Source organism: Streptomyces sp. NPDC056169 (assembly GCF_042268445.1).
Classification (GTDB): Bacteria; Actinomycetota; Actinomycetes; order Streptomycetales; family Streptomycetaceae; genus Streptomyces.
The window spans coordinates 239,359-260,678 of sequence record NZ_JBHJUO010000009.1 but is presented as its reverse complement, the minus strand read 5'-3'; the positions used below and the strand labels follow the sequence as shown (position 1 = coordinate 260,678).

The following is a 21,320-nucleotide window of genomic DNA, read 5'->3' as shown; positions in this document are numbered from 1 at the left end:
CCGAGCTCACCCCTGCCCTTCTTGGAGCCGTCATGCCCAGAACCTTCCGCTATGCCGCCATATGTGGCTCCATGGCCTTGACCGTGACCCTCGCGGGCTGTTCCTCCCTCACCCCGACCGGCGCCGACACCTCCGGCGATCTCGTCCTCCGGGTGCAGGGAATGCCCCCGGCCACCGACAAGCCGGGCCTCGCCCTCTTCAAGAAGCAGGTCGCCGACTTCGAGAAGGCCCACCCCGGCATCAAGGTCAAGGGCTCCACCACGGTCTTCGACCCGCTGACCTTCTCCGCCAAGCTCTCCGGCGGCAACGTCGAGGACGTCATCAAGGTGCCGCTGACCGAGCCGCAGCGCCTCATCCAGCAGAAGCAGGTCCAGCCGATCACCGGGCAGCTCAAGGAGTGGCAGCACTTCAAGGAGTTCAACCCGCAGGTCCTCCAGCAGCTCACCGACGACGGCGGCGACGTCTACGGCGTACCGCAGAACCCCTACGCCCAGGGCCTGGTCTACAACCGTGAGCTGTTCGAGCAGGCCGGCCTCGACCCCGACAAGCCGCCGGCCACCTGGGAAGAGGTCCGCACCGCCGCGCAGGCGATCAGCGAGAAGACCGGCAAGGCGGGCTTCGTCCACGAGTCCAAGGACAACCAGGGCGGCTGGCAGCTGACCATGCTCTCGTACGCCTTCGGCGGCGAGCTGCAGAAGCAGGAGGGCGGCAAGTACACCGCCACGCTCACCGGGGAGCCGACGAAGAAGGCGCTGCGGCTGCTCAAGGACATGCGGTGGAAGGACGACTCGCTCGGCAAGACGCTGCTGGTCAACCAGAACGATGTGATCAAGCAGTTCGCGGCCGGACAGGTCGGCATGTTCATGGGCAGCCCGGGGACGTACCGGCTGGCGAAGATGCAGTTCGGCATGGAGAACATCGACGCCTTCGGGGCCGCCCCGATGCCGCAGTCCGGCGGCGACGCGACCCTCACCGGCGGCGACATCTACATGGTCCCGAAGTCCGCCGACAAGAAGCACGCGGCAGCGGCCGTCGACTGGCTGACCTTCGCCTACGCCAAGCCGCAGTACAGCACCGAGATCGCCGCCGCCCAGGCCAAGGCGCTCTCGGCCGACCCGAAGTCCGCGGTGGGCGTACCGACCCTGCCGGTCTTCGACCGGAAGCGGCAGACCGAGATCAACGCCGCGATCAAGCCGTACGTGAACGTGAAGCTGGACCACTTCAAGCCGTACATCGACGGGCTCACGACACTGGAGCTGAAGCCGGAGCCGCCGTACCAGGCGCAGAAGCTGTACACCGCGCTCGACCCGGTGGTCCAGGCCGTGCTCACCAAGCGCGACGCCGACATCGACTCCCTCCTCGCCTCGGCCGAGAAGGACGTCAACGCACAGCTCGCCGCGGACCAGAAGTAGCCGGCCGATGACTCTGCTCACTCCCTCCCGGAGCACCGCCGCAGTGTCCAAGGAGCCCGTGCCGAAGTCGCCGCCGATGCGGCGGGAGCGTGGCACCGGGGCCCGCAAACAGCTCACGGCCTGGCTGTTCCTCGTCCCCGCACTGCTCGTCTTCGGGCTCTTCGCCTGGTGGCCGATCGTGCGCAGCCTGCTCCTCAGCTTCCAGCGCACCAACCTCGTGGAGCCGGCCGTCTGGGTCGGCCTGGACAACTTCCGTACGCTCTTCGACGATCCGCTGCTCGCCACCGCCGTCGGGAACACCCTCTTCTTCGTGGCCCTCGGCCTGCTGATCGGCTTCCCGGCGCCACTGATCCTCGCCGCCGTCATGTCGACCGTGCGACGCGGCGCCGGCGTCTACCGCTTCCTCGTCTACCTGCCGGTCGTCATCCCGCCGGTCGTGGCGATCCTGCTCTGGAAATGGTTCTACGACCCCGGCAGCGGCCTCTTCAACAACATCCTCGGCAAGATCGGCCTCGGCCCGTACCCCTGGCTGGAGTCCTCCGACAGCGCCATGCTCTCGCTCGTCCTGGAAGCCACCTGGGCCGGAATGGGCGGCGCCGTCCTCATCTACCTCGCCGCCATGGTCTCCATCCCCGGCGAGCTCTACGAGGCCGCCGAGGTCGACGGAGCCGGCATCTGGCGCCGCATCTGGCACGTCATGCTGCCCCAACTCCGTTCCGTCATCGGCCTGTTGCTTCTCGTCCAGCTGATCAACACGGTCCAGGTCTTCACCGAGCCGTACGTCTTCACCGGCGGCGGACCCGACAACGCCACCCTCACGGTCCTGCTGTTGATCTTCCGATACGCCTTCCAGGACGGCGAGTACGGCCAGGCCGCCGCCCTCTCCTTCCTGATGGTGCTCGCCCTCGCCCTGCTTTCCGCGGTCTATCTGCGGGCCACCCGCAGCTGGAGCACGTCATGACCACAGCACTCACCACGTTCGTCTCGACGAACGACCGGCAACGGCCCGGCGTCCGCGCCGCCGTGCGCTCCATCCAGGGGTTCACCCTGATCCTGCTGCTGCTCATCGGCATCGGACCGCTGTACTGGATGCTCAAGGGCGCGGTCTCCCCGCCCACCGAGCTCACCACCCAGCCGCTCGCCCTCTGGCCGGACCGCGCGGCCCTCGGCAACTTCGCCACCGCGTACACCGACCTCAGCGTCGGCCGCTATCTGATGAACACCTTCCTGGTGGTCGGCGGATCGTGGTTCGTGCAGCTCTTCGTCTCGGCCACGGCGGGCTTCGCGCTCTCCGTGCTCAGGCCGAAGTTCGGCAAGGTCGTCTACGGGGCGATCCTGGCCACCATGTTCGTGCCGTACACGGTGAACATGGTCAGCCTCTTCATGACCGTGATCGACGTGCCGTTCCTGCACCTCAACCTGGGTGACACGTACTGGGCGATATGGCTCCCGGCCGGCACGAACGCCTTCACGGTGCTGCTCGCCAAGCAGTTCTTCGACGCCCTGCCCAGGGAGCTGTTCGACGCGGCACGGGTCGATGGGGCGAACACACGGCAGCTGCTCACCAGGATCGTGCTGCCGATGAGCAAGCCGGTGATCGCCGTGATCAGCCTGCTCGCGGTGATGCACTCCTGGAAGGACTTCATCTGGCCGCTGGTCGCCATCACCGACCCCGAGAAGCAGCCGATCAGCGTCGCGCTGGCGCAGCTCGCCACGCAGGCCCCGCAGGACCAGCTGATCGCCGCGATGGTGCTCGCCGTCGCCCCGCCGGTCCTTGTCTTCGTCGTCTGCCAGAAGTACATCGTCGCCGGGCTCGGCTTCACCGGCGTCAAGGGCTGAGTCCCACCACCCGCACCCGGACACAAAAGAAGGGCACCTCCATGTCAGTCGCCCGACGCAGACTCCTCCAGGGCACGGCCCTCACCGCCGGCGCCGCACTGCTGCCGAACGTTCCCGCGTATGCAGCCGCCGACCCGGTCACCGTCGAGGCCGACGGCATCAAACTGGTCGGCCGCAGCGACGGCAGCGTCCTCGTCCAGGACGGTGCGGGAACCGACCGCGTCCTCCTCAGCCACTTCATGATCAAGGACACCGCGCTCGGCCAGCAGCGCACCTTCGGCGGCAGCCCCGCCCTGATCACGCTCGCCGACGGACGGCCCGCGATCCAGGTCACGTACACGATGGGGAGCAGCGCGCCCGGCGTCACCGTGCGCGGCACCTTCGACGTCACCGCGCGCAAGGCGCACCTGAAGTGGGAGGTCGCGGGCTCCGGCACGCTCACCCCGTCCGGCTTCCAGTTCTCCCGCACGGTGTACGGGGCGAGCGCGCCGGAGTCGTACGAAGCGCTGACCGTCTGGGCGCGGGACGCCCGGGGCGGCATCCCGTACGAGGTGAACGCGGGCGGGACGTACGTGGAGACGTGGGAGGGGGCGAAGGGCTTCTTCTGCCTCTCCTCCACCAACCCCGCCAGCACGAACGCCACATGGATCCATGCGCCCGGCACCACGACCGGCGCGGGCACCGCCGTCACCGAGGCCGATCTGGTCCTCGGCGACCTGCGGCCGCGCGCGGCGGGCACGATCGCCGCCAAGCGGCCGCTCGGCGTGGAGGTGTGGACCGACCAGCCGTTCAACCTCTACACGTCGGCCGGGCAGACGATGACGCTCAAGGCGCAGGTCGTCAACGGGTCGGGAGCCGCCCGGAAGGTGACCCTGACCTGGTGGGCGCGGGACTTCGGCGGCAAGAAGATCGGCGGCGGGACCCTCTGCAAGGACCTCGCGGCAGGCGCCGCCTGGAACGCCTCCTTCCCGCTGACCTCTCCCTCGCAGAACATCGTGTTCACCGGTGTGGAGGCGGTCAGCGGTGCTGACACGGCAATCGCCCGCACCAATCTGAGCGTGCTCCCGGAGTTCGCGTACCAGGCCGGCAAGGAGTCGATGTTCGGCCTCGCCAACTACCCCTGGCTGCTCCAGCCCAGCAAGGAAGCCGTACTCGGCCTGGTCAAGACGCTCGGCATCAAGTGGATCCGGATCGCCTACGCGGGCGCCCCCGGCATCGACATCGCGACCCTCGACGCCAACGGCATCGGCCACAACGTGCAGCTCAGCGGCATCCCCGTGGGCGGCAGCCCCGAGCAGATCGCCGCCTGGGCCGACACCAACGTCGCCAAGGCCCTCGCCGCCGACGCCGCGTACTTCGAGGTCAGCAACGAGGTCAACCAGCCCTGGATGTCCGGCCGCGGCGCCGACGCCTACGTCCGCGACGGCCTGCGCCAGGTCACCACCCGCCTCGCCGCGGCCGGCTCCACGATGAAGGTCATGAACGCCGGCCTCGGCGGCATGGACCACATCTGGACCAAGAACTTCCACGACGCGGGCGGCTGGGACCTCATCGACGTCTTCGCCTTCCACCCCGGCCGCGGCAACTTCACGCCCGACTTCGCGCCGCCGCCGGAGGAGTGGACCCAGGGCTCGTCCGGCACGTACTGGAACTTCCTCGGCGCCCTGCGCAAGGCACGGCAGGTCATGGCGGAATACGGCGGCGACAAGGAACTCTGGCTCACCGAGGCGTACGCGCCCACCCGCCCGAACGTCTGGTGGGGCGACACCTACCGGCACGCCGCCGAGAACACGCTGCTCTCGCTCGCCCTCGCCAAGTCGGAGAACGTGCGCGCCGTCAACTGGTACCAGCTGCACGACTCGATCATCCACCACCCGCAGGAGGCCGACCCGGCCAACCCCGAGTACCACTACGGCCTGATGAACCGCGACACCAGCGCCAAGCCGTCGCTGCTGGCCTTCGCCACGGCCGCCCGGGTCCTGGACCAGGCCGAGTTCGTCCGCCATCTCGCCTTCGCGGACCAGGACATCAAGGGGCTCCTGTTCACGACTCCCGATGGGCCGGTGTCGATCATCTGGAGCCGGAAGGACGGCTACATCCTCAACTCCGAGCACGGCGAGGACCCTTGGTACGCGTCGCCGGAGCCGTGGGTCGACACCTGGACGACCAGGACCGAGGTCGTGGCCGAAGCGGCCGCCGGCACCGTGCGCGAGCTCGACTGCATCGGCCGGGAACGCTCCCTGAAAGCCTCCGGCGGCAAGATCACACTCACCGTCGACGGCGCCCCGCGCATCTACTACGGCCTCGCCGCCGATCCCGACCGCAAGCCCGGAACCAGGGGACGTACCGCATGAGGAACGAGACCGCACGGCACGACATCACCGTCGTCGGCGGCGGCCTGGCCGGGGTCTGCGCGGCCATCGCCGCGGCCCGCCTCGGTCGGAGCGTCGCACTGATCAACAACAGGCCGGTGCTCGGCGGCAATTCGAGCAGCGAGGTCCGCGTCTGGGTGTGCGGCGCGACCGGCCACGGCAAGAACCACCACGCCCGCGAGGGCGGCATCATGGGCGAGTTGCTCGTGGAGAACCAGTACCGCAACCCGGACGGGAATCCGTACTACTGGGACGCCGTGGTCCTGGACGCGGTACGCGCCGAGCCCGGCATCACGCTCTACCTCAACACCGATGTGCGCGAGGTCGAGGCCGAGGGCCCGGACGACGCCCGGCGGATCACCTCGGCCACCGGCTGGATGATGGGATCCGAGCGCCGCATCCGCTTCGAGAGCCCCGTCTTCCTCGACTGCACCGGAGACGGCCTGATCGGCCACCTCGCCGGCGCCCACCACCGCATCGGCCGTGAGGCGCGCGACGAGTTCGAGGAGGCGTGGGCCCCGGAGTCGGCCGACGCCATCACTCTCGGCTCCACGCTGCTCTTCTACACGAAGGACGCCGGGCGTCCGGTGAAGTTCGTGCCGCCGGACTTCGCCAAGGACATCAGCACCACCTCCATCCCGCAGCGGCGGATCATCAAGGCGGGGGACAACGGGTGTGCGTACTGGTGGATCGAGTTCGGCGGCGAGCTGGACACGGTGCACGACAACGAGCGGATCCGGGACGAGCTGTGGTCGGTGATCTACGGGATCTGGGACCACATCAAGAACTCGGGCGAGTTCGACGCGGCGAACATGACGCTGGAGTGGGTCGGTTCGGTGCCCGGGAAGCGGGAGTACCGGCGCTTCCTCGGTGACTACGTGCTGCACCAGGGGGACATTCTCGGGCAGACGGAGTTCGCCGACCGGGTCGCCTTCGGAGGCTGGTCGATCGATCTGCATCCGCCGCAGGGCATGTACGCCACCGAGTCGGGGGCCAAGCAGCTCTACGCGGACGGGATCTACCACATCCCGTACCGCAGCCTGTACTCGGTGAACACCGAGAACCTGCTGTTCGCCGGGCGGAACATCTCCGCCAGCCATGTCGCGTTCGGCTCGACCCGGGTCATGGCGACCTGCGCCACGATCGGGCAGGCGGCGGGCACGGCGGCGGCCCTGTGCGCTGCCGGGAAGCTCGCGCCGCGCGAACTCTCCGTACCCGAGCTGCACCGGGTGCTGCTGCGTCAGGACGCCTCGCTCATCGGGCTGGCTTCGAAGGACCCGGAGGACCTGGCGCTGCGGGCGACCGCAATCGCGTCATCTGCCCTGTCCTGCCTGGCAGTCGAGGACTCCGACGAGCCGTGGCCGCTTACGGCGGACGCCGGACTCGTCCTTCCCGCCGACCCGGACCTCACCGGCCTTGAACTCCTGGTCGACGCCGACCGTGAAACCGAGCTCGTGATCGACCTGTACGACCCCGAACTCGGCCAGAACTACGTCCCGCGCCGCCTCGTCACCTCCACCACCCTGCCGGTCGCCGCCGGCCGCCGGCAATGGCTCAAGACCGGCCTGGACTGGTCCCCGGACACCCCGCGCAACGCCTTCCTCGTCATCCGCGCGAATGACGCGATCGCCCTGCACCGCGCCGACCGGCCGACCCCCGGCGTCCTGTGCTTCACGCGTGTCCCGCTGCGTCCCCAGGACGAATCCCCACAGCTGCTGCGCGAGTGGACGGACGCCGGTCTGCTGCGCCGTACCTTCTGCTTCCGTGCGGGAGAGACGGCGGCGTACGCCCCGGCCAAAGCCGTCGACGGCTACGCCCGCCCGTACGCGGGACCGCACATGTGGGTCTCCGCACCCCTGGCGGACGATCCCTCGCCCTGGCTCTCGCTCACCTGGCCCGAACCGGTCACCCTGGGCCGCATCGAGGTCATCGCCGACGACGACGTCAACGAGGACCTGATCAACCTGCACCACCACCGCACCCCCTTCGACACCCTCCCCACCCTCCTGTGCGACTACCGCGTCGAGGCGCGGGACGCGGACGGCACCTGGCGCGTGATCGCCCGCGCGGAGCGGAACCGACGACGCCGCCGGTCGCACACGCCGTCGGAGCCGGTCACCACATCGGCCGTCCGGATCGTCGTCGAAGCCACCAACGGCACGGACTCGGCGCACCTCGTCGCCGTACGCGCCTACGCGGCGGGGGAGTGACGCGATGGTCGCGAGAGTGCTGGTCACCGGGGCCGCCGGACGGATCGGGCGAGCGGTCCTCACGCTGCTCGCCGAGCGCGGGGTCGAGGCGAACGCCCTGGTCCTCGACGACCCCGGCGACCTCCCGGCCCGCCTGGTCGTCACCGGCGACGCGGCCGACGCGAAGACCGTACGGGCAGCCCTGGAGGGCACCGACGCGGTCGTCCACCTGGCCGCGATCCCCACTCCGGAACGCAACACCGCCGTCGAGGTCTTCACGGCCAACAGCCTGACCACCTTCACCGTGCTGGAGGAGGCCGGTCGGGCCGGGATCCGGCACGTGGCACTGGCGAGCTCGTGGGGTGTCACCGGTCTGCCCTGGACGGCGGCCGAGAATCCGCATCCGCCGTACGTTCCGGTCGACGAGGCGATGGACTCCCAGGTCGCCGACGCCTACGGCCTGTCCAAACAGGTCGACGAGCTGACCGCGCGGATGATGGCGCGACGCCACGGCATGAGCGTGGTGTGCCTGCGCTATCCGTACGTGGGCGGCTTCGAGGAACGGCTGCTCGCGCACGCCGCCCGGCTCACGGCCGACCCGGCCGCCGGCGCCAGGGACCTGTGGACGTACCTCGAGGTCCACGACGCGGCGAGGGCGGCACTGCTCGCGCTGGACGTGCGGGGCAGCGGCGCGCACGCGGTGCACCTCTGCGCCCCCGAGATCATCGTCCCGTACCCGACGGAGGAACTGCTGCGCCGCTACCACCCCGGCACCGTGCTGCGCGGCCCGCTGCCGGGCCGCGCGGCCCCGGTCGACACCTCTGCGGCGCGCAGGCTTCTGGGGTTCACGGCCAGGAATCTCGTCGACCGCGAGGGTCTCCCTTCTTGCTGAAGGGACCTCTCCAGTGACCCCCTCAGGTGGGTAGGACGAGGCCACGACCGGGTGGTGGAACGGGCGCCGGGCGGCCCTGTAGGAGCGCTGCGGCCGCCTGGTCGGGGACGCGGGACAAGCGGTAGAAGGTGGCCCGACTGGTACCGACGGAGTCGGCTTCCTTCCCCGTCTGCCAGCGCCACACGGTGTGCCTGGTGGACGTGACCTCGAAGGCCCGTCCCGCCAGGGCGTCGGAGATCAGGATGTTTCCGCTCGGGAGCCGTTCGCAGCCACCCGCCACCTCGGTGAAGAACTGCTCGCCGGGCCGCGTCCCGTACTGCCACACGATCGTGCGGGTCACCGGATCCACCTCCAGCACGCGAGAGCGACCAACGGTGCTTCCGTTGTCCAGGACCAACAGGTTTCCGTTGGGCAGGATCGAGGGCTGGTGCTGCCCGGACACCTCTCCCGGGCCCCACCACCACAGCACTCGAGGAGCGTTCAGATCGACTACGGCGATCAGGTCGAGATCCCGCATCGAGACCAGCAGCGCGCCGTCCGGCCACAGCCCGGCCGGGTGCTCAGCCAGGACTTCGAGGGTGTTGGCGTGCAGGACGTCGCAGGGCGAGCCCGGCAACTGCCGCAGGTGCGCAATCGCGCGAGTGACCGGGCCGCTGAAGGAGCCGGTGGAGAACACGTCACCGGCCTCACCGGTCGGCATCTCGCCTGTGCGGGCGAACACGGCCTGTCTCAGCGAGATCTGTTGGCGCAAGAGGGACACGACAGCGTGTTCGGTGGCCAGGACGTCGAACAGAGACACCTCGCGGAGCAGACACCCAGTGGCATCGAGTTCTGCGATGGTGTTGTCCAGCACGGTGGCGGCGAGCCCGTCCAGCACGATCCGACGCGGCGCCCCGGCCAGTGTCAGGACCCCGCCGCCGGGCAGCAGGGCCAGATCGTGATGGGCGGGGATGTCGGCTTGCCACAGCAGCGTGGAATCCGGCGCCAGCTTGATCAGTGCCCGCAGCGGCACCATCGCGAACAGACAGCCGTCCGCGTCGACTTCGACGTGGCTCCAGCCTCGCAGGAAGCTCGGTGGGTCGTCCGACACCGGGTGCTGGGCGGCAGTGTGGCTCCAGGTGTGCACCTCGGCGCCTGTCCGGTCGATGAGGGTGGCGTAGGGGACGGGGTACGAGGAGGCGGGCGAGTAGACGAAGTAGTCCCCTCCACGGCCGGTCGGGAACGGACGGCTGATCTGTTCGGTCACGGCGTGCTCCAGGGCCGGATGGTGCGCCTCATCCTCGTCGCTCCTCTGGAATGTCCCAGGCGATGAGCGGTTCGCCACGGACAGCCTCGGAGGTGAAGCCGTCCGGGCCGACGGGGCGGTCGCCGAGGACGGTCACCCGGTAGAGGGTGCGACGGTGGTCGGTGTGGTGCAGGTCGGACGGTTGCAGATGGGCGACGGCGCGGTTGTCCCAGATGGCGACGTCGCCGGGTGCCCAGCGCCAGCGGACGGTGTGTTCGGGCCGGCCGACGTGTCCGTGGAAGAGTTCCAGCAGGTGGCGGCTCTCCCACGGCAGCAGTCCCAGCAGGTGGGTCACCGAGGCGGGCGGCGCGAACAGGGCCCGTTCCCCCGTATCGGGGTGAACGCGCACGAGCGGGTGGACGGAGAGCAGGGTGTCCTCGGTGAGGCGGCGCAGGACCTCCACGTCCTCGTCGTCGGACAGCAGCAGCTGGCAGGCGGCGTACAGGGTGTGTTCGGCGCGCAGCCCGTCGGCGAGCGAGCGCAGCGGCTGCGAGAGGCCCTGGTAGGCGGCGACCAGGTTGGTCCACTGGGTGTCGCCACCGTACGGGGGGACCACCTCGGCCCGCAGTACCGACATGGCCGGCGGGTTGACGGCGGCGGCCAGGTCGACGTGCCAGCCGGAGTCGGGACGCAGTTCCTTGGGCCGCAGCCGTTCCTCGAACCGGCGCCCGAAGCGGGTGTCCTCCACGTCCGGGTCGACGGTGAGGATCTCGGGATATCCCTCCGGATGCACGCCGTGCTTGCGGCCCGGACGCCGGGTCAGCCGGCCGAGGCGCCGCCCGAAGGCGACGTGCTCGGCGTGGCCGAGCCGCTGTCCACGGAAGAAGACCACCTTGTGGCGCAGCAGGGCCGCGCGAACGGCTGCCAGGACCGCGTCCGGCAGCGGGGAGGCGAGGTCGACCCCGCTGATCTCGGCGCCGATGTGGCCCGAGACCTGTCGTACGTCAATCCCGGCGCGGTGCGCCGTTGTCGAGATCATGCTGTTCCCCCTCCGCTCGCTCATCCGTCAGGGTCAGGCCCACTGCAGGACGGTCCCGTCGGAGAGCGGGCCGGTGATCCACAGGGCCACGGTGCGGCGTACGTGTTCGGTCCCGCTGGGTGCGACGGCGTGCACGTTGCCGCCGTCGAAGATGTACATGTCTCCCGCGTGGATCGGCAGCGTGATCCGGTCCACGCCGCTCAGCGCTTCCAGCGGGTAGCCGTAGCTGTCCGGCCGGATCCCCAGCGTCTTGCGGTCCTCCTGGCTGAACGCGGCGTTCCAGTAGAGCAGTTCACCGCCCGGGCCGTTCTCCAGGCAGACGAGCGCGTTGCAGACGCGCTGCACGTCCTGGATCTCGAAGCCGACGAGGTGAGGGAGCAACCAGCTGTGCATGGCGTCGTCGTGGGGCAGCAGGCCGAAGGACTCGCTGTCCGCCCGCGAGCGGATCTTGAACGCGCCGGCCTGCCGGCCCTCGTGCTGGGCGAGCCGGAAGCGTACGCCGCGGCCGGCCAGATGGGCGCGCCACTCGTCCAGCAGGGCGGGCAGGGTACGGCCGCGGTCGCCGCAGATGTCCGCCAGTCCGACGCGGGTGCGCTCGGACTCGGCCAGGTAGCCGTCCAGGGTGTCGGAGGCCAGCAGGAGGGGCCCCACGGCACGCTCGGTACTGCGGGTGGCGTTCGGGCTGGTGAGCAGTGGGCTGCTCCAGAACCTGCGGCAGGTGCGCTCGCAGACGTCCGGCGACAGTGCCCCGCGGAAGACGGCGCCGGCGACGCGCCCGCACAGTACGTCCCACCACGCGTCCCAGTCGACGCCGTCCCGCTCCACGAAGCGGAAGTACTCTGCGCTCTTCTGCCGCCCGGCCGGCGATGTGGCGGAGCCCGATTCGGTCATGAGCGTGGTTCTCCCTTGTCGGGGGTTTCGGGACGGCCGTCAGTAGGCGATGCTCACCACGGTCTGCGGCGACCCGTGGACCTTGCGGGACCGCTCCTGCATGGCCAGCACTCCGACCAGTCCTTCGGGGGTGTAGAAGCCGCTGAACTTGGTGTAGGCGTCGATCTTCAGTTCGTTCCCCTCCCTGGTCACCGCGGTGGCCGACTCAGGGTGCATCCGTGCGTCCTGCGCCACCCAGAGGTGCCCCGCCGCGGTGTCGGCGAGGATGCGGTCGAACAACTGCCGCAGGGCCACCGCACTGAAGCTGCCGGAGTAGTACACGGCGCGGCTGCCCCAGTTGAGCGTCGGGTGATGGCTGCCGAACTTGAAGTAGTACGTGCGCTTGCGCTCGCCCAGGGTGCAGTAGTCGTCCAGGCTGATCCAGGAGCCGTCGGGCAGGTGGAACCCGTCGGGGGTGATGAGCTCGGTGTGCGGGAAGAGCCCGCGGATCTCGTCCGAGTAGTACGCGCGGGTCTTGTCCCAGAAGGGCCACGCCATGGCTACCTTGGCGTCGTACAGGGGGAGCGGCGGATGGTCGAAGAAGAGCTCTCCCTTCTCGCACTCCTCCATCCACTGGTCGAACAACCCGTTGTACCGCAAGTCGTAGAACTCGTGGGCCCGGACGAAGTTGCAGTCCTTCCAGTGGACCGGGTCCCAGCCGAAGTGCCGGATGCCCGCCTCGCGCAGTCGCTGCACGGTGTAGTGAACCCCGTGGGGCCGGGAGGCGTTGTTCGTCAGGTGGTGGGCGACGGGGTCGGGGCCCAGCCGGCTGTGCAGGGAGGTGGCGAGCCCGCCGATCAACGAACCGAAGCCGTGGGTCGGGGTGCCGAAGTCGGCGGGGAACTCCTGGTACATGCTGTGCACCTGCTCGGCGATCTCCCAGCCGGAGGCGGGGCATTGAATCTCGGCGATCGCCCCGGGGGCGGCCTCGTCCGTGCGGAAGTACACCGGCAGGGCGAGCTGACGCTCGGTGAGGTTGCGGTGGTACTCGAGGCCGCGCTCGGGCGGCTGGCCGGAGAGTACGGTTGCGGCGATGGCGGGATCGGCTTCGCCGTGCACGCTCGCCATGAACAGGTCGCGGGTGATCCGCTGGTAGGTGCGGATCAGCGCGTTGCGCTCGACGAACCCCTGAAGCGTCGGGGCATCCAGTGAGTAGGGCCGGTCGGAGATCAGGTTGGTGAAGCCCGGTGTCTGCCTTGTTCTGTTCTCTATGTCCTCGTCGATGAACAGGTACCAGGGGTTCGTGGTCCGCTCGCCCATTTCGGCTCCCTCATTCGGCGTCCAGTGCCGCCAGGTCCAACCCGTAGAGTCGTGCGCAGTTGCCGGACACCACCTGGCGCCGGTCCTCGTCGGGAACCTCCCGGAAGGACCGCGCGATGAGGTCCTGTGAGTGCGGCCAACTCCCCTCGTAATGCGGGTAGTCGCTGCCCCAGAGGAAGTTCCCCGAGCCGAGCAGGCGCATCGTGGCGATGCCGATCCCGTCGTCGGTGAAGGTCGCGTGGACCTGGCGGCGGAAGTACTCGCCGGGCGGCATGGTCAGCGTGGTGTCCAGGACTGGGCCGAGCTTGTCGTAGATGCGGTCGGCGTGCAGCAGGTGGTAGCCGATCCAGCCGATGTCGTTCTCGGCGAGGACGAGCTGGAGGCGCGGGAAGCGTTCCAGTACGCCGGAGAAGATCAGGTCGGTGAGTGAGTGCTGCATCTCCTCGGGATATGCCATGTTCCGCTGGATCCGCCCCAGTGGCGTGCTGTAGTCGAACAGTTTGGGGCTGTCCCGGTACCCGGTGAGGCAGTGCATCGAGACCGGCATCCCCAGCTCCTGGGCCGCCTGCCAGAAGGGCTCGTTCGCCTCACCCGTGAAGTCCCGCTCCGGTGCCGGAGAGGCCCAGATCGAGGCCCCTTTCAGCCCCATGGCGCGGCAGCGGTTCACCTCCTTGACGGCTTCCTCGGCATCCCACAGCGAGATCAGCCCGAGGCCGACGAGCCGGTCGGGCGCGTGGCTCACGAACTCGGCCAGCCAGTCGTTGTACGCGCGGAAACAGGCACGCTGGAACTCCGCGTCCCGCAGCCAGAACAGGCTCATGGCCAGGCTCGGATAGAGGACCTCCGCGGAGACTCCGTCCTGTGCCATGTCCTTCATCCGCGCCGCCGGGTCATTGCCGCCGGCCCGGGCCGCTTCGATGCCCGACTCCAAGGTGTCGGCGAACGCCTCCGGAGACTTGTCCGTCGCGTAGAGCGAGTTGATCAGCGCGGGCTGGAGCCCGTCGCACGAGAAGAACCATCCACGGCGCTCGGCATCCCAGTGGATCCGCGGCGCTCTGTCCTGGTACTTGCGTTCGAGTCGATCGGCCCATAGCCGGACAGGCTCCACGACATGCGAGTCCGCCGAGATGACAGGTGAGGTCATACGCTTGCTCCAGCGTCGGGGTTGGAGGGCGACAGCGAGCGCTCTGGTCGATTGTGGGCGCACCTGACGCACAGTCAAGGGCCCCTCACCGCGCGGAGTCCCGATCCGGACACCCGCGGCGTACGGACGGGGAGAGGGATACGGACAGCCTGTCCGGGACCCGCCTCTTGTGACCGGCCAACCCCTTCGGTATCCCTGATATCCCCCTATCGGCCATCCCGGCAGAGCCACCTCATGCCCCCCGAAGGACGGCGACCCATGTCGGTCGAGATCTCGGAGACCGGTCCGCGGACCAGCGTGGACCTGCTGCTCCTCAGCGCCTCGAACTACCCGGCGGTGCCCATCTATCCCTACGCCTTCGTGCAGGTCTCGGCGATCGCCGCACGGCACGGTCTGACGGTCGAGCGGCTCGATCTGCTGCACACGCCCAAGCACCGCTGGGAGGACGTGCTGCGCGGGACCCTGGACCGCCACAGGCCCCGACTCATCGGGATCCACCTGCGTCAGGTGGACTCCATCTTCATCTGGAACTACGCCGAGAGCGACCTGCCGGGCGCGCCGCAGGTCGTGCGCAACAGCTATTGGCCGGTAGACGACACCGAACAACTCATCACGCTGGTGCGCTCGTTGACGGACACACCCGTCATGGTGGGGGGCTTCGGCTTCTCCACCCAGGCGCCGGCGCTGCTGAGGCGGCTGCGCCCGGACTTCGGCGTCGTCGGCGAGCCGGACGAGGTCATGGCCCGCCTCGACGACGTGCTGGCCCACCGGGATCTGGACGGCATCGCGAACCTGGCCCACCCCGTGGGCGACGACTACGCCGTCGGCCCACGGGTGTTCCTGCCGCCCGCGGACCACACGGAGTACTCCGACGCCGTCCTGGACGACCTCCTCGCCTTCTACGGCCCGGAGGGACTCAGCGGACCGGACGCCGCCCACGTCCCGGTGGAGATCCAGCGAGGCTGCCCGTACCGCTGCTACTTCTGCACCGAGCCGGTGGTCAAGGGCCGGCAGCACCGGATCAGGGACCTCGACGTGGTGATGGCCGACATCACCTTCCTGGCCGATCGCGGGGTGACCCGGGTGTGGCTGGTGTGCTCCGAGATCAACATCGGCAGCAACGCGCTGCTGTTCGAGATGGCCGAGCGCATGCGGAAGCTCAACCAGGGCCGGACCAGACCCGTCGACTGGACCTGCTACCTGCTGCCCAACCCGGCCCTGGACCGCGACGAGATCCGGACGCTCCTCGACGCCCACTTCGAACCCAGCTGGAACCAGTTCGCCTCCTACCACGACGACAACCTGAAGCAGACGCGCGTCCCCTACCGGGCCCGGCACGCCGTACAGGCGCAGGTGTACTGGATGGAGGAGGAGGAGCGGTTCCGGCGCGAGCGCGGAGAGCCCGTACCTCCCCGGCGCCTCGACATGTTCCTCGGCAACTCCTACGCCACCGCCGAAACCGTCTCGACCACCCTGCACGCGGTGAACGAGCTGCGCCTGGGGGAGCGCTTCGACGACTCCCTGATCACTCGTGCCACGCGCGTCTTCGACCTCGGCCATGGGCTGATCGGCGACTCCGCAGAGTCCACCTACTCCATGAGCCCCCGCGGCCGGCTGGCCGACGTCGACCTGCTCTACCCCACGTTCAGCTATCCGCCGGCGCTCGTGGCGGAGCTCGGCGACAACCGGGCGGTCGACGAGTTCTTCGCCCACGTCGAGGACACCTTCCTCTCCCGGGCCTATCGCACACGCCGCGACTGGCGGGCCTTCCTCACCCGCCAACTCGACCGAGGCACGCTCACACGGCCGCTCGCGGCCGACGCCGAGGACATGCTGCGGCGCATCTTGGCCGCTTCCCCCGCCGATTCGTCCGCCCCCCTCGGGGAGCTCACGCGGTCCCTCGTCGAGCTGGTCGTGGGGACCCGACCGGACCGCACACGGACCGTGCTCGCGGCCATCGGGCTGCCCGGCTACTGGGACGAGCGGCCGCGCTGGAGCCCGTACGACGTCGGGGCCGCCCTGGCCCGCCGGTTCGACTCCGCCGAAGACCTGACGCGCGCCGTGCAGGAACTGACGGAACCCGGGGACGGCACGGTGCCGCTGCTGGCGATGGAGTACTGCCTGTACGACAACAACGTGGTGCTGCGCCCGGACTACGCGCGGCTGCTGTTCACGGCCTGATCGCGGCCCGCAGAAGGACGGTGGCGAGGGCGGCGCCCGCGCCACCGCCGGGTCAGCGCTTCTTCGCCGCGGAGGCCAGGTACTTCGCGGATCCCCCGTCGCGCACCGTGTCGAGGGTCACGCAATGGAACGACCCGCCGAAGCTGTAGACGTGCCGGAAGTCCACCGGCACGCACCGGAAGCCCCAGGCGGTCAACGCGTCGATGAGCGGCTGCTCCTGGCGCTCCACGACGACGGTCTCCGGATCGAGGGACAGGACGTTCATGCTCACCCACGGGCTGCAGAAGTACATCGGCCAGTCCGACGGCAGCGTCGGCGCCGGAGCCGGCAGGATCTCCCAGCCCTCGAACAGCTCGTGGGGCACGTACCGTTCGGGATTCACCAGCAGCTTCCCCGGGGCCAGCGGGGCCAGGGTGGCGTCGATGTGCATGGCGTGGGGGTCATCGGTCTCGACGACCGAGACGGTGAACCCCGGTCCGAGAGCGCGCCGGACCCAGTCGATGCCGAACTCGTTGGTGACATGACTGCGCTGTACGACGATGTCCTCACCGAACCGGAGGAAGTCTGCGGCGTCGAAGACCGGTTCGAACTCGGTGACGGCCCACCGCTCCCCCTCGGGGGAGGCCGCGTCGCCGGGCATCCGGTAGAGCTCGTCCGTCAGTTGCGGGCGGGGCGCCGGCATCCAGCGGGCTCCTCGCCGGAACCAGGACTTGAGCAGCGTCCGGAAGGCGTCCCCTTCGTGGTACCGGCACCGCCAGGACATGGGCGCCTCGATGACGGCGTCCCCCACCACCATCAACAGGTCGCGGGGCATGCCCGCGTACAGGCCGCCCGCGGACTCCCAGTGCGGAGTCCGGAAGGGCCGCTGGTGACTGACCGCGTCGGGCCGCACCACCCGCACGCCCTCGGCCTCCAGGACCTCGGCCAGGGTGTCCAGTTCCTCCTCGGCGGCCTTCAGGTGGGCGGCCGGGAACGGCAGCCCACCCTCCTCCTGGCTGTTGCGCCAGGCCGACTCGGGCAGCGTGTGCGCCATGGACTCCTGCCAGCTGGGGAACACCCCGCCCGAGAGGGAGCCGACGACGACCTCGCGCAGCGGGTCCCACTCCGTGTACGAGTTGAGCGCCACGGCGGACAGGTCGACCTCCCCCTCGGGTGCGTCGGTGGCGCGACGGGTCGTCTCTGCCCACGTGCGTGTCCGTTCCAACGGATCCTCCGTATGTCTTCTCAGGCGGAACCCCGGCGACCCGTGCGGAGGCCGCCGTTCGGTGAAGTCGTCTGTGCGGTGCGCGATGTGTGCGCCGCGGCATGTCTACTGCGCGCTGGCCAGTCCTCCCGCCGTCTCGCCACCGTCGATGACGAAGGACTGACCGGTCACGAACGCGGCGTCGGGGGAGGCGAGATAGTGGACCAGGGAGGCGATCTCCTCGGGTGCGCCCAGGCGTCGCAGCGGAACGACCCCGGCCTGCTCCGCGAGTTGGCGCTCGGTGTACTCGGCCCGCTGCATGGGCGTCAGCACGTAGCCGGGGCACACCGCGTTCACCCGAACGAGGGGGGCGAGTTCCAGGGCCATGGTCCTGGTGAGTTCGATGACGCCGGCCTTGCTCGCGTTGTAGGCGGCGTAGTGGGGCATGCCGACCATGCCGCTGACGGAAGCGGTGTTGACGATCACGCCGCCCGCCGCGTCGGTCATGCGGCGGGCCGCTTCCCGCGCCACCAGGAAGACTCCGGTCAGGTTGACGCGCAGAGTGCGCTCCCACGTGTCGAGCGTGGTGTCGAGGAAGGGGCTGCGGATGCTGACCCCGGCGTTGTTGCACAGCACGTCGACTCCGCCCCACTCCTTGTCGACGGTGGCGAAGGCCTCGGTCACCTCCTCTTCCTCGGCCACGTCCGCGGGGAGCAGCAACCCCACTCCGGGATCGGACCCGCCGAGCGCCGTGAGCCCGGCGCGGTCGCGGTCGATGACGCCGACCCGGTCACCGTTCCGAACGAAGCGCCGGACGATCGCCGCACCGATGCCCGAGGCCCCTCCGGTGATCAGCACGCGGCGGGGCTGTTCCGTAGCCGACATGTGGCCTCTCTCCCCTCAGAGCTGTCGGGTGGTGCTCGGGTCGTTGCCCTGGGAGAAGTTCCCCGAGCGCAGCGCGTCGTACAGCCGCTTGCCGGTGGACGCCGGGCTGAAGAAGAAGCGGGTGGACTCCTCGCGACGCAGGAGTCCGTGCACGACGAAGTCGCGGGCGGTGCTCTTCCAGTAACCCGGCCCGAGCACGGCGAGCAGTCGCAGGTACTGGGCGAGTCCCAGAGGCTCCCCGAACCAGTGGTTGATGGACACGGACGCGGTGCGCGAACGGATGTCGTGCCACCAGCCGCGCGGGATGTACAGCAGATCGCCCGGCCCCATCCGTACGTGGTGGAAGCGTGCCCGGCCGAGGAGGGGGAACCGCTTCAGATCCGGAGTCCCGAGGTCCACCTGACTGTTCACCAGATTGTCGGGGAAGGGGTACGCGGCTCTGCTGTCCTGCCACGCCAGCAGGGTGACGTCCTTCTTCCCCCAGACCTGGCAGAACAGATTGTCCTTGAGGTCCGAGTGCAGCATCGAGCGCGTGCCGGCCGAGCCGATCCACACCCGGGTGTCCGTGCCGTGCCGCCCGTCGGGCGGGACGAGGGAGTCGAAGTCGAAGTCGGCGGGGTCGAAGAACTCATGGGCGCGGCGGTAGGCGAGGTAGCAGGGCGTGGACGGAGTGGCCGCGAGCATGGTGTCCACGAACGCGGCGAAGCTGAGTTCCTTCTCGTAGAGCTGCTGGTCCTGGGGGAAGAGCACGCCCGTGGGCGGCAGGTCGACCAGGGCGGTCACCCGCCGCTCCCCGTGGCGGCCGCGCAGCTCGGTCGGGCTCCACGCGTGGCGCGCGCGCCAGCCGTCCATGAGTCCGGTGCACAGCACGGGCCCGGAGCGGTCGGCGACGGCACGGCGCAGGACTTGCGGATCCCCGGTGGCGATGCGCGGCACCGGCAGCACGGTCATTCCGGCCGCCCGCATCCGGTGTCCCACGGCCTCCCCGTCCTCGGGTGTGCCCGGGCCGTTCCGTGCTCGATCAAGTCGACTCATGACCCCTCACCATTCGCGCGTGCTCGATACGGGCATCTCGCTGCTCGACAGGGCAACCGGGCACCTGCGCCGATGGGCGCTCACCGGGCGCAGGCCTCTACTTGGTAAGCGACAGCGGTGAGGTTTGCATAGGGGAGCACGCGCCTCGTCGAGCACGGACGGCCACTTCAGGCCAGGGATCAGACGCATCGTCACCGGCGTCAACCGGCCATCCAGGCTGATGCCCCGTCGGCCGCCCGTGCAGGGACGACCAGGTAATGGCCCCGGGGCCACCCCGACCCCCTGCGCCCGAATCAGCCCCTCCGCGACCGCCCGCCCCACCGACCCTTCCCGGGACGCCGATGATTCCGGCTGAGTGTGATGTCCCTGAAAAGCACTCGGCGTCGATGCGGGATCCCCTGTCCACTGCCGGTTGTCCTCGGGATGTGGCGGTGATCACAGCGCGAAGCCGTGATGATCCCTGTTCGCGTTCCGCTGGATTCCGCGAGGGCCACGAAGAACCCAGTGCCCTCCGAGGACCACGGAGGACCGGGCACCGCGCCGGTTCGCGTACGAGGGGTGGGAATGATGGACCGCGACAGTCGGACGCTACGAGCCTCCGAGATGAGTGGGCATGCCGCCGAGTTCGTCTCCCGCGCGACGGCGAGGGCGCGTTTGCCGCTGGACTACTCGGTGACCAGCCTGCGCATCGTGGACCGTGTGGTGGACGGGCTGCGACGGACGACCGACGACCCTTCCGCCGTCAGACAGACGCTCCAAGGGCTCGGCGCGTACGCCGGCGAGGTGTTCGTTCGCAGATACGGCGCGCGCTGGGTCGACTTCGACGAGGAGACCTACGGGCTCTTCCAGCAGCCGGTCGGCGTCCGTAGCACGGACGGGCGGGCCTGGAACCCGCTGGGCAAGGTCGTGAACCGCTTCGAGCGGGGCGCCGCCGAGTCCATGCACGAGCTTTCCTTCCTGTTCCCGGGGCGAGCCCGGACGTCCCCCCTCACGGGGTGCGCCGCCGGACGCGTAAGGTAGCGGGCCGGGAGCGGTCTGACGGCGCTGTCAGCCGCCGCGCTCCTAGACGACGTCCGGCAGGAAGATCGACTGGCACCGATGAAGGCTCACGATGCTGCGCTGGGGCATGCTGTCGAGCGAGCCCAAGCCGGCGACGAGGCGGCGTTCGCCGAGGCGTACCACATCCTGCACCCGGGGCTGTTGGGATACCTGCGGGGGATGGTCGGCCAGGACGCCGAGGACGTCGCTTCCGACGCCTGGCTGGAGATAGCACGTGACCTCGGACGGTTCCGCGGTGACGGCGCGGGCTTCCGCGGCTGGACCGCGACCATCGCCCGTCACCGGGCGCTCGACCACCTTCGGCGAGTGCGTTCCCGGCCGCGCCACGACCTGTTCGACCAGGACGTGCTGGAACTGCCCGCGCAGCGGGACACCGCGGGCGATGCCATGGAGACGCTTTCCACCGGACGGGTGTTAGAGCTGGTTTCCGGCCTCCCCCGGGAGCAGGCGGAGGCCGTGCTCCTGCGGGTGGTGGTCGGACTCGACGGGCCGACCGCGGCGCGAGTGTTGGGCAAACGGCCCGGTGCGGTACGGTCCGCTGCGCATCGCGGACTGAGGCGACTGGCGAACCAGCTACGGGGAGGTGACAGATGAGGCGGGGCCGTGCAGGGGACGACGACCACGAAAGCGACGCGGCTGCGGCGGCGTTGAGGGCTGCCCTGCGTCCGAACCAGC

17 protein-coding genes are annotated in these 21,320 nt (G+C 69.6%); 9 read left to right on the top strand and 8 right to left on the bottom strand.

The genetic code is table 11. The features are described from left to right. The first annotated feature begins 71 nt into the window (after positions 1-71). The 6 genes from ACFC0G_RS17060 to ACFC0G_RS17035 are packed head-to-tail and all read left to right on the top strand — an operon-like array spanning position 72 to position 8,704. Entirely contained in the window at positions 72-1,412 is a 1,341-nt protein-coding gene (locus ACFC0G_RS17060; RefSeq protein WP_376403821.1) for an ABC transporter substrate-binding protein, read from the top strand. Positions 1,413-1,419: 7 nt separating this feature from the next. Then, positions 1,420-2,373, top strand: a complete 954-nt coding sequence (locus ACFC0G_RS17055) for a carbohydrate ABC transporter permease (RefSeq protein ID WP_376403819.1) — start codon at positions 1,420-1,422, stop codon at positions 2,371-2,373. Beyond that, positions 2,370-3,251, top strand: coding sequence for a carbohydrate ABC transporter permease (locus tag ACFC0G_RS17050; RefSeq protein WP_376403817.1), 882 nt, complete (start codon positions 2,370-2,372; stop codon positions 3,249-3,251). Before ACFC0G_RS17055 ends, ACFC0G_RS17050 begins: the two co-directional genes overlap by 4 nt. A gap of 41 nt (positions 3,252-3,292) precedes the next feature. Continuing rightward, positions 3,293-5,605 carry a hypothetical protein gene (locus ACFC0G_RS17045; RefSeq protein ID WP_376403815.1) on the top strand — a complete coding sequence of 771 codons (2,313 nt, stop codon included), beginning with the start codon at positions 3,293-3,295 and terminating at the stop codon, positions 5,603-5,605. Further along, positions 5,602-7,833, top strand: coding sequence for an FAD-dependent oxidoreductase (locus ACFC0G_RS17040; RefSeq protein ID WP_376403813.1), 2,232 nt, complete (start codon positions 5,602-5,604; stop codon positions 7,831-7,833). Before ACFC0G_RS17045 ends, ACFC0G_RS17040 begins: the two co-directional genes overlap by 4 nt. 4 nt (positions 7,834-7,837) lie before the next feature. Further along, entirely contained in the window at positions 7,838-8,704 is an 867-nt protein-coding gene (locus ACFC0G_RS17035) for an NAD-dependent epimerase/dehydratase family protein (RefSeq protein ID WP_376403811.1), read from the top strand. 22 nt (positions 8,705-8,726) lie between these two features. Here ACFC0G_RS17035 and ACFC0G_RS17030 read toward each other — a convergent pair whose 3' ends face one another. From ACFC0G_RS17030 to ACFC0G_RS17010, 5 genes are read right to left on the bottom strand one after another with little or no spacing between them, the layout of a single operon-like run. Beyond that, a complete protein-coding gene (locus ACFC0G_RS17030) occupies positions 8,727-9,950 on the bottom strand; it encodes an aryl-sulfate sulfotransferase (RefSeq protein ID WP_376403809.1) in 1,224 nt (407 codons plus the stop codon). 28 nt (positions 9,951-9,978) lie between these two features. Further along, complete coding sequence (locus tag ACFC0G_RS17025; RefSeq protein ID WP_376403807.1) at positions 9,979-10,968, bottom strand: TauD/TfdA dioxygenase family protein; 990 nt, start codon at positions 10,966-10,968, stop codon at positions 9,979-9,981. 33 nt (positions 10,969-11,001) lie between these two features. Next, entirely contained in the window at positions 11,002-11,859 is an 858-nt protein-coding gene (locus tag ACFC0G_RS17020; RefSeq protein WP_376403805.1) for a hypothetical protein, read from the bottom strand. Positions 11,860-11,898: 39 nt separating this feature from the next. Further along, positions 11,899-13,158 (bottom strand): hypothetical protein, encoded by a 1,260-nt coding sequence (locus ACFC0G_RS17015; protein WP_376403803.1) that lies wholly within the window; start codon positions 13,156-13,158, stop codon positions 11,899-11,901. 10 nt (positions 13,159-13,168) lie between these two features. Continuing rightward, positions 13,169-14,302, bottom strand: a complete 1,134-nt coding sequence (locus ACFC0G_RS17010; RefSeq protein WP_376403801.1) for an amidohydrolase family protein — start codon at positions 14,300-14,302, stop codon at positions 13,169-13,171. A 258-nt stretch (positions 14,303-14,560) separates the two neighbouring features. Between ACFC0G_RS17010 and ACFC0G_RS17005 the strand changes: the two genes are divergently transcribed. Further along, positions 14,561-16,483, top strand: a complete 1,923-nt coding sequence (locus tag ACFC0G_RS17005; protein WP_376403799.1) for a B12-binding domain-containing radical SAM protein — start codon at positions 14,561-14,563, stop codon at positions 16,481-16,483. A gap of 52 nt (positions 16,484-16,535) precedes the next feature. On the opposite strand, the gene ACFC0G_RS17000 is transcribed toward ACFC0G_RS17005, so the two are convergent. The 3 genes from ACFC0G_RS17000 to ACFC0G_RS16990 form a co-directional block, all read right to left on the bottom strand. Then, a complete protein-coding gene (locus ACFC0G_RS17000; RefSeq protein WP_376403797.1) occupies positions 16,536-17,687 on the bottom strand; it encodes an amidinotransferase in 1,152 nt (383 codons plus the stop codon). A gap of 105 nt (positions 17,688-17,792) precedes the next feature. Beyond that, on the bottom strand, positions 17,793-18,551 hold the full coding sequence (locus tag ACFC0G_RS16995; protein ID WP_376403795.1) for an SDR family NAD(P)-dependent oxidoreductase: 759 nt from the start codon (positions 18,549-18,551) through the stop codon (positions 17,793-17,795). A 15-nt stretch (positions 18,552-18,566) separates the two neighbouring features. Further along, on the bottom strand, positions 18,567-19,586 hold the full coding sequence (locus tag ACFC0G_RS16990; RefSeq protein ID WP_376403793.1) for a cupin-like domain-containing protein: 1,020 nt from the start codon (positions 19,584-19,586) through the stop codon (positions 18,567-18,569). A gap of 603 nt (positions 19,587-20,189) precedes the next feature. Here ACFC0G_RS16990 and ACFC0G_RS16985 point away from each other — a divergent pair. Next, positions 20,190-20,606 carry a hypothetical protein gene (locus tag ACFC0G_RS16985; protein ID WP_376403791.1) on the top strand — a complete coding sequence of 139 codons (417 nt, stop codon included), beginning with the start codon at positions 20,190-20,192 and terminating at the stop codon, positions 20,604-20,606. 78 nt (positions 20,607-20,684) lie between these two features. After that, positions 20,685-21,239, top strand: coding sequence for an RNA polymerase sigma factor (locus ACFC0G_RS16980; protein ID WP_376403790.1), 555 nt, complete (start codon positions 20,685-20,687; stop codon positions 21,237-21,239). The last annotated feature ends 81 nt before the right edge of the window (positions 21,240-21,320 follow it).

Coding starts and splice junctions, on each gene's coding strand:
- ACFC0G_RS17060 (WP_376403821.1), top strand. CDS start 72: ATGGCCTTGACCGTGACCCTCGCGGGCTGTTCCTCCCTCACCCCGACC.
- ACFC0G_RS17055 (WP_376403819.1), top strand. CDS start 1,420: ATGACTCTGCTCACTCCCTCCCGGAGCACCGCCGCAGTGTCCAAGGAG.
- ACFC0G_RS17050 (WP_376403817.1), top strand. CDS start 2,370: ATGACCACAGCACTCACCACGTTCGTCTCGACGAACGACCGGCAACGG.
- ACFC0G_RS17045 (WP_376403815.1), top strand. CDS start 3,293: ATGTCAGTCGCCCGACGCAGACTCCTCCAGGGCACGGCCCTCACCGCC.
- ACFC0G_RS17040 (WP_376403813.1), top strand. CDS start 5,602: ATGAGGAACGAGACCGCACGGCACGACATCACCGTCGTCGGCGGCGGC.
- ACFC0G_RS17035 (WP_376403811.1), top strand. CDS start 7,838: ATGGTCGCGAGAGTGCTGGTCACCGGGGCCGCCGGACGGATCGGGCGA.
- ACFC0G_RS17025 (WP_376403807.1), bottom strand. CDS start 10,968: ATGATCTCGACAACGGCGCACCGCGCCGGGATTGACGTACGACAGGTC.
- ACFC0G_RS17020 (WP_376403805.1), bottom strand. CDS start 11,859: ATGACCGAATCGGGCTCCGCCACATCGCCGGCCGGGCGGCAGAAGAGC.
- ACFC0G_RS17015 (WP_376403803.1), bottom strand. CDS start 13,158: ATGGGCGAGCGGACCACGAACCCCTGGTACCTGTTCATCGACGAGGAC.
- ACFC0G_RS17010 (WP_376403801.1), bottom strand. CDS start 14,302: ATGACCTCACCTGTCATCTCGGCGGACTCGCATGTCGTGGAGCCTGTC.
- ACFC0G_RS17005 (WP_376403799.1), top strand. CDS start 14,561: ATGTCGGTCGAGATCTCGGAGACCGGTCCGCGGACCAGCGTGGACCTG.
- ACFC0G_RS16995 (WP_376403795.1), bottom strand. CDS start 18,551: ATGTCGGCTACGGAACAGCCCCGCCGCGTGCTGATCACCGGAGGGGCC.
- ACFC0G_RS16990 (WP_376403793.1), bottom strand. CDS start 19,586: ATGAGTCGACTTGATCGAGCACGGAACGGCCCGGGCACACCCGAGGAC.
- ACFC0G_RS16985 (WP_376403791.1), top strand. CDS start 20,190: ATGAGTGGGCATGCCGCCGAGTTCGTCTCCCGCGCGACGGCGAGGGCG.
- ACFC0G_RS16980 (WP_376403790.1), top strand. CDS start 20,685: ATGAAGGCTCACGATGCTGCGCTGGGGCATGCTGTCGAGCGAGCCCAA.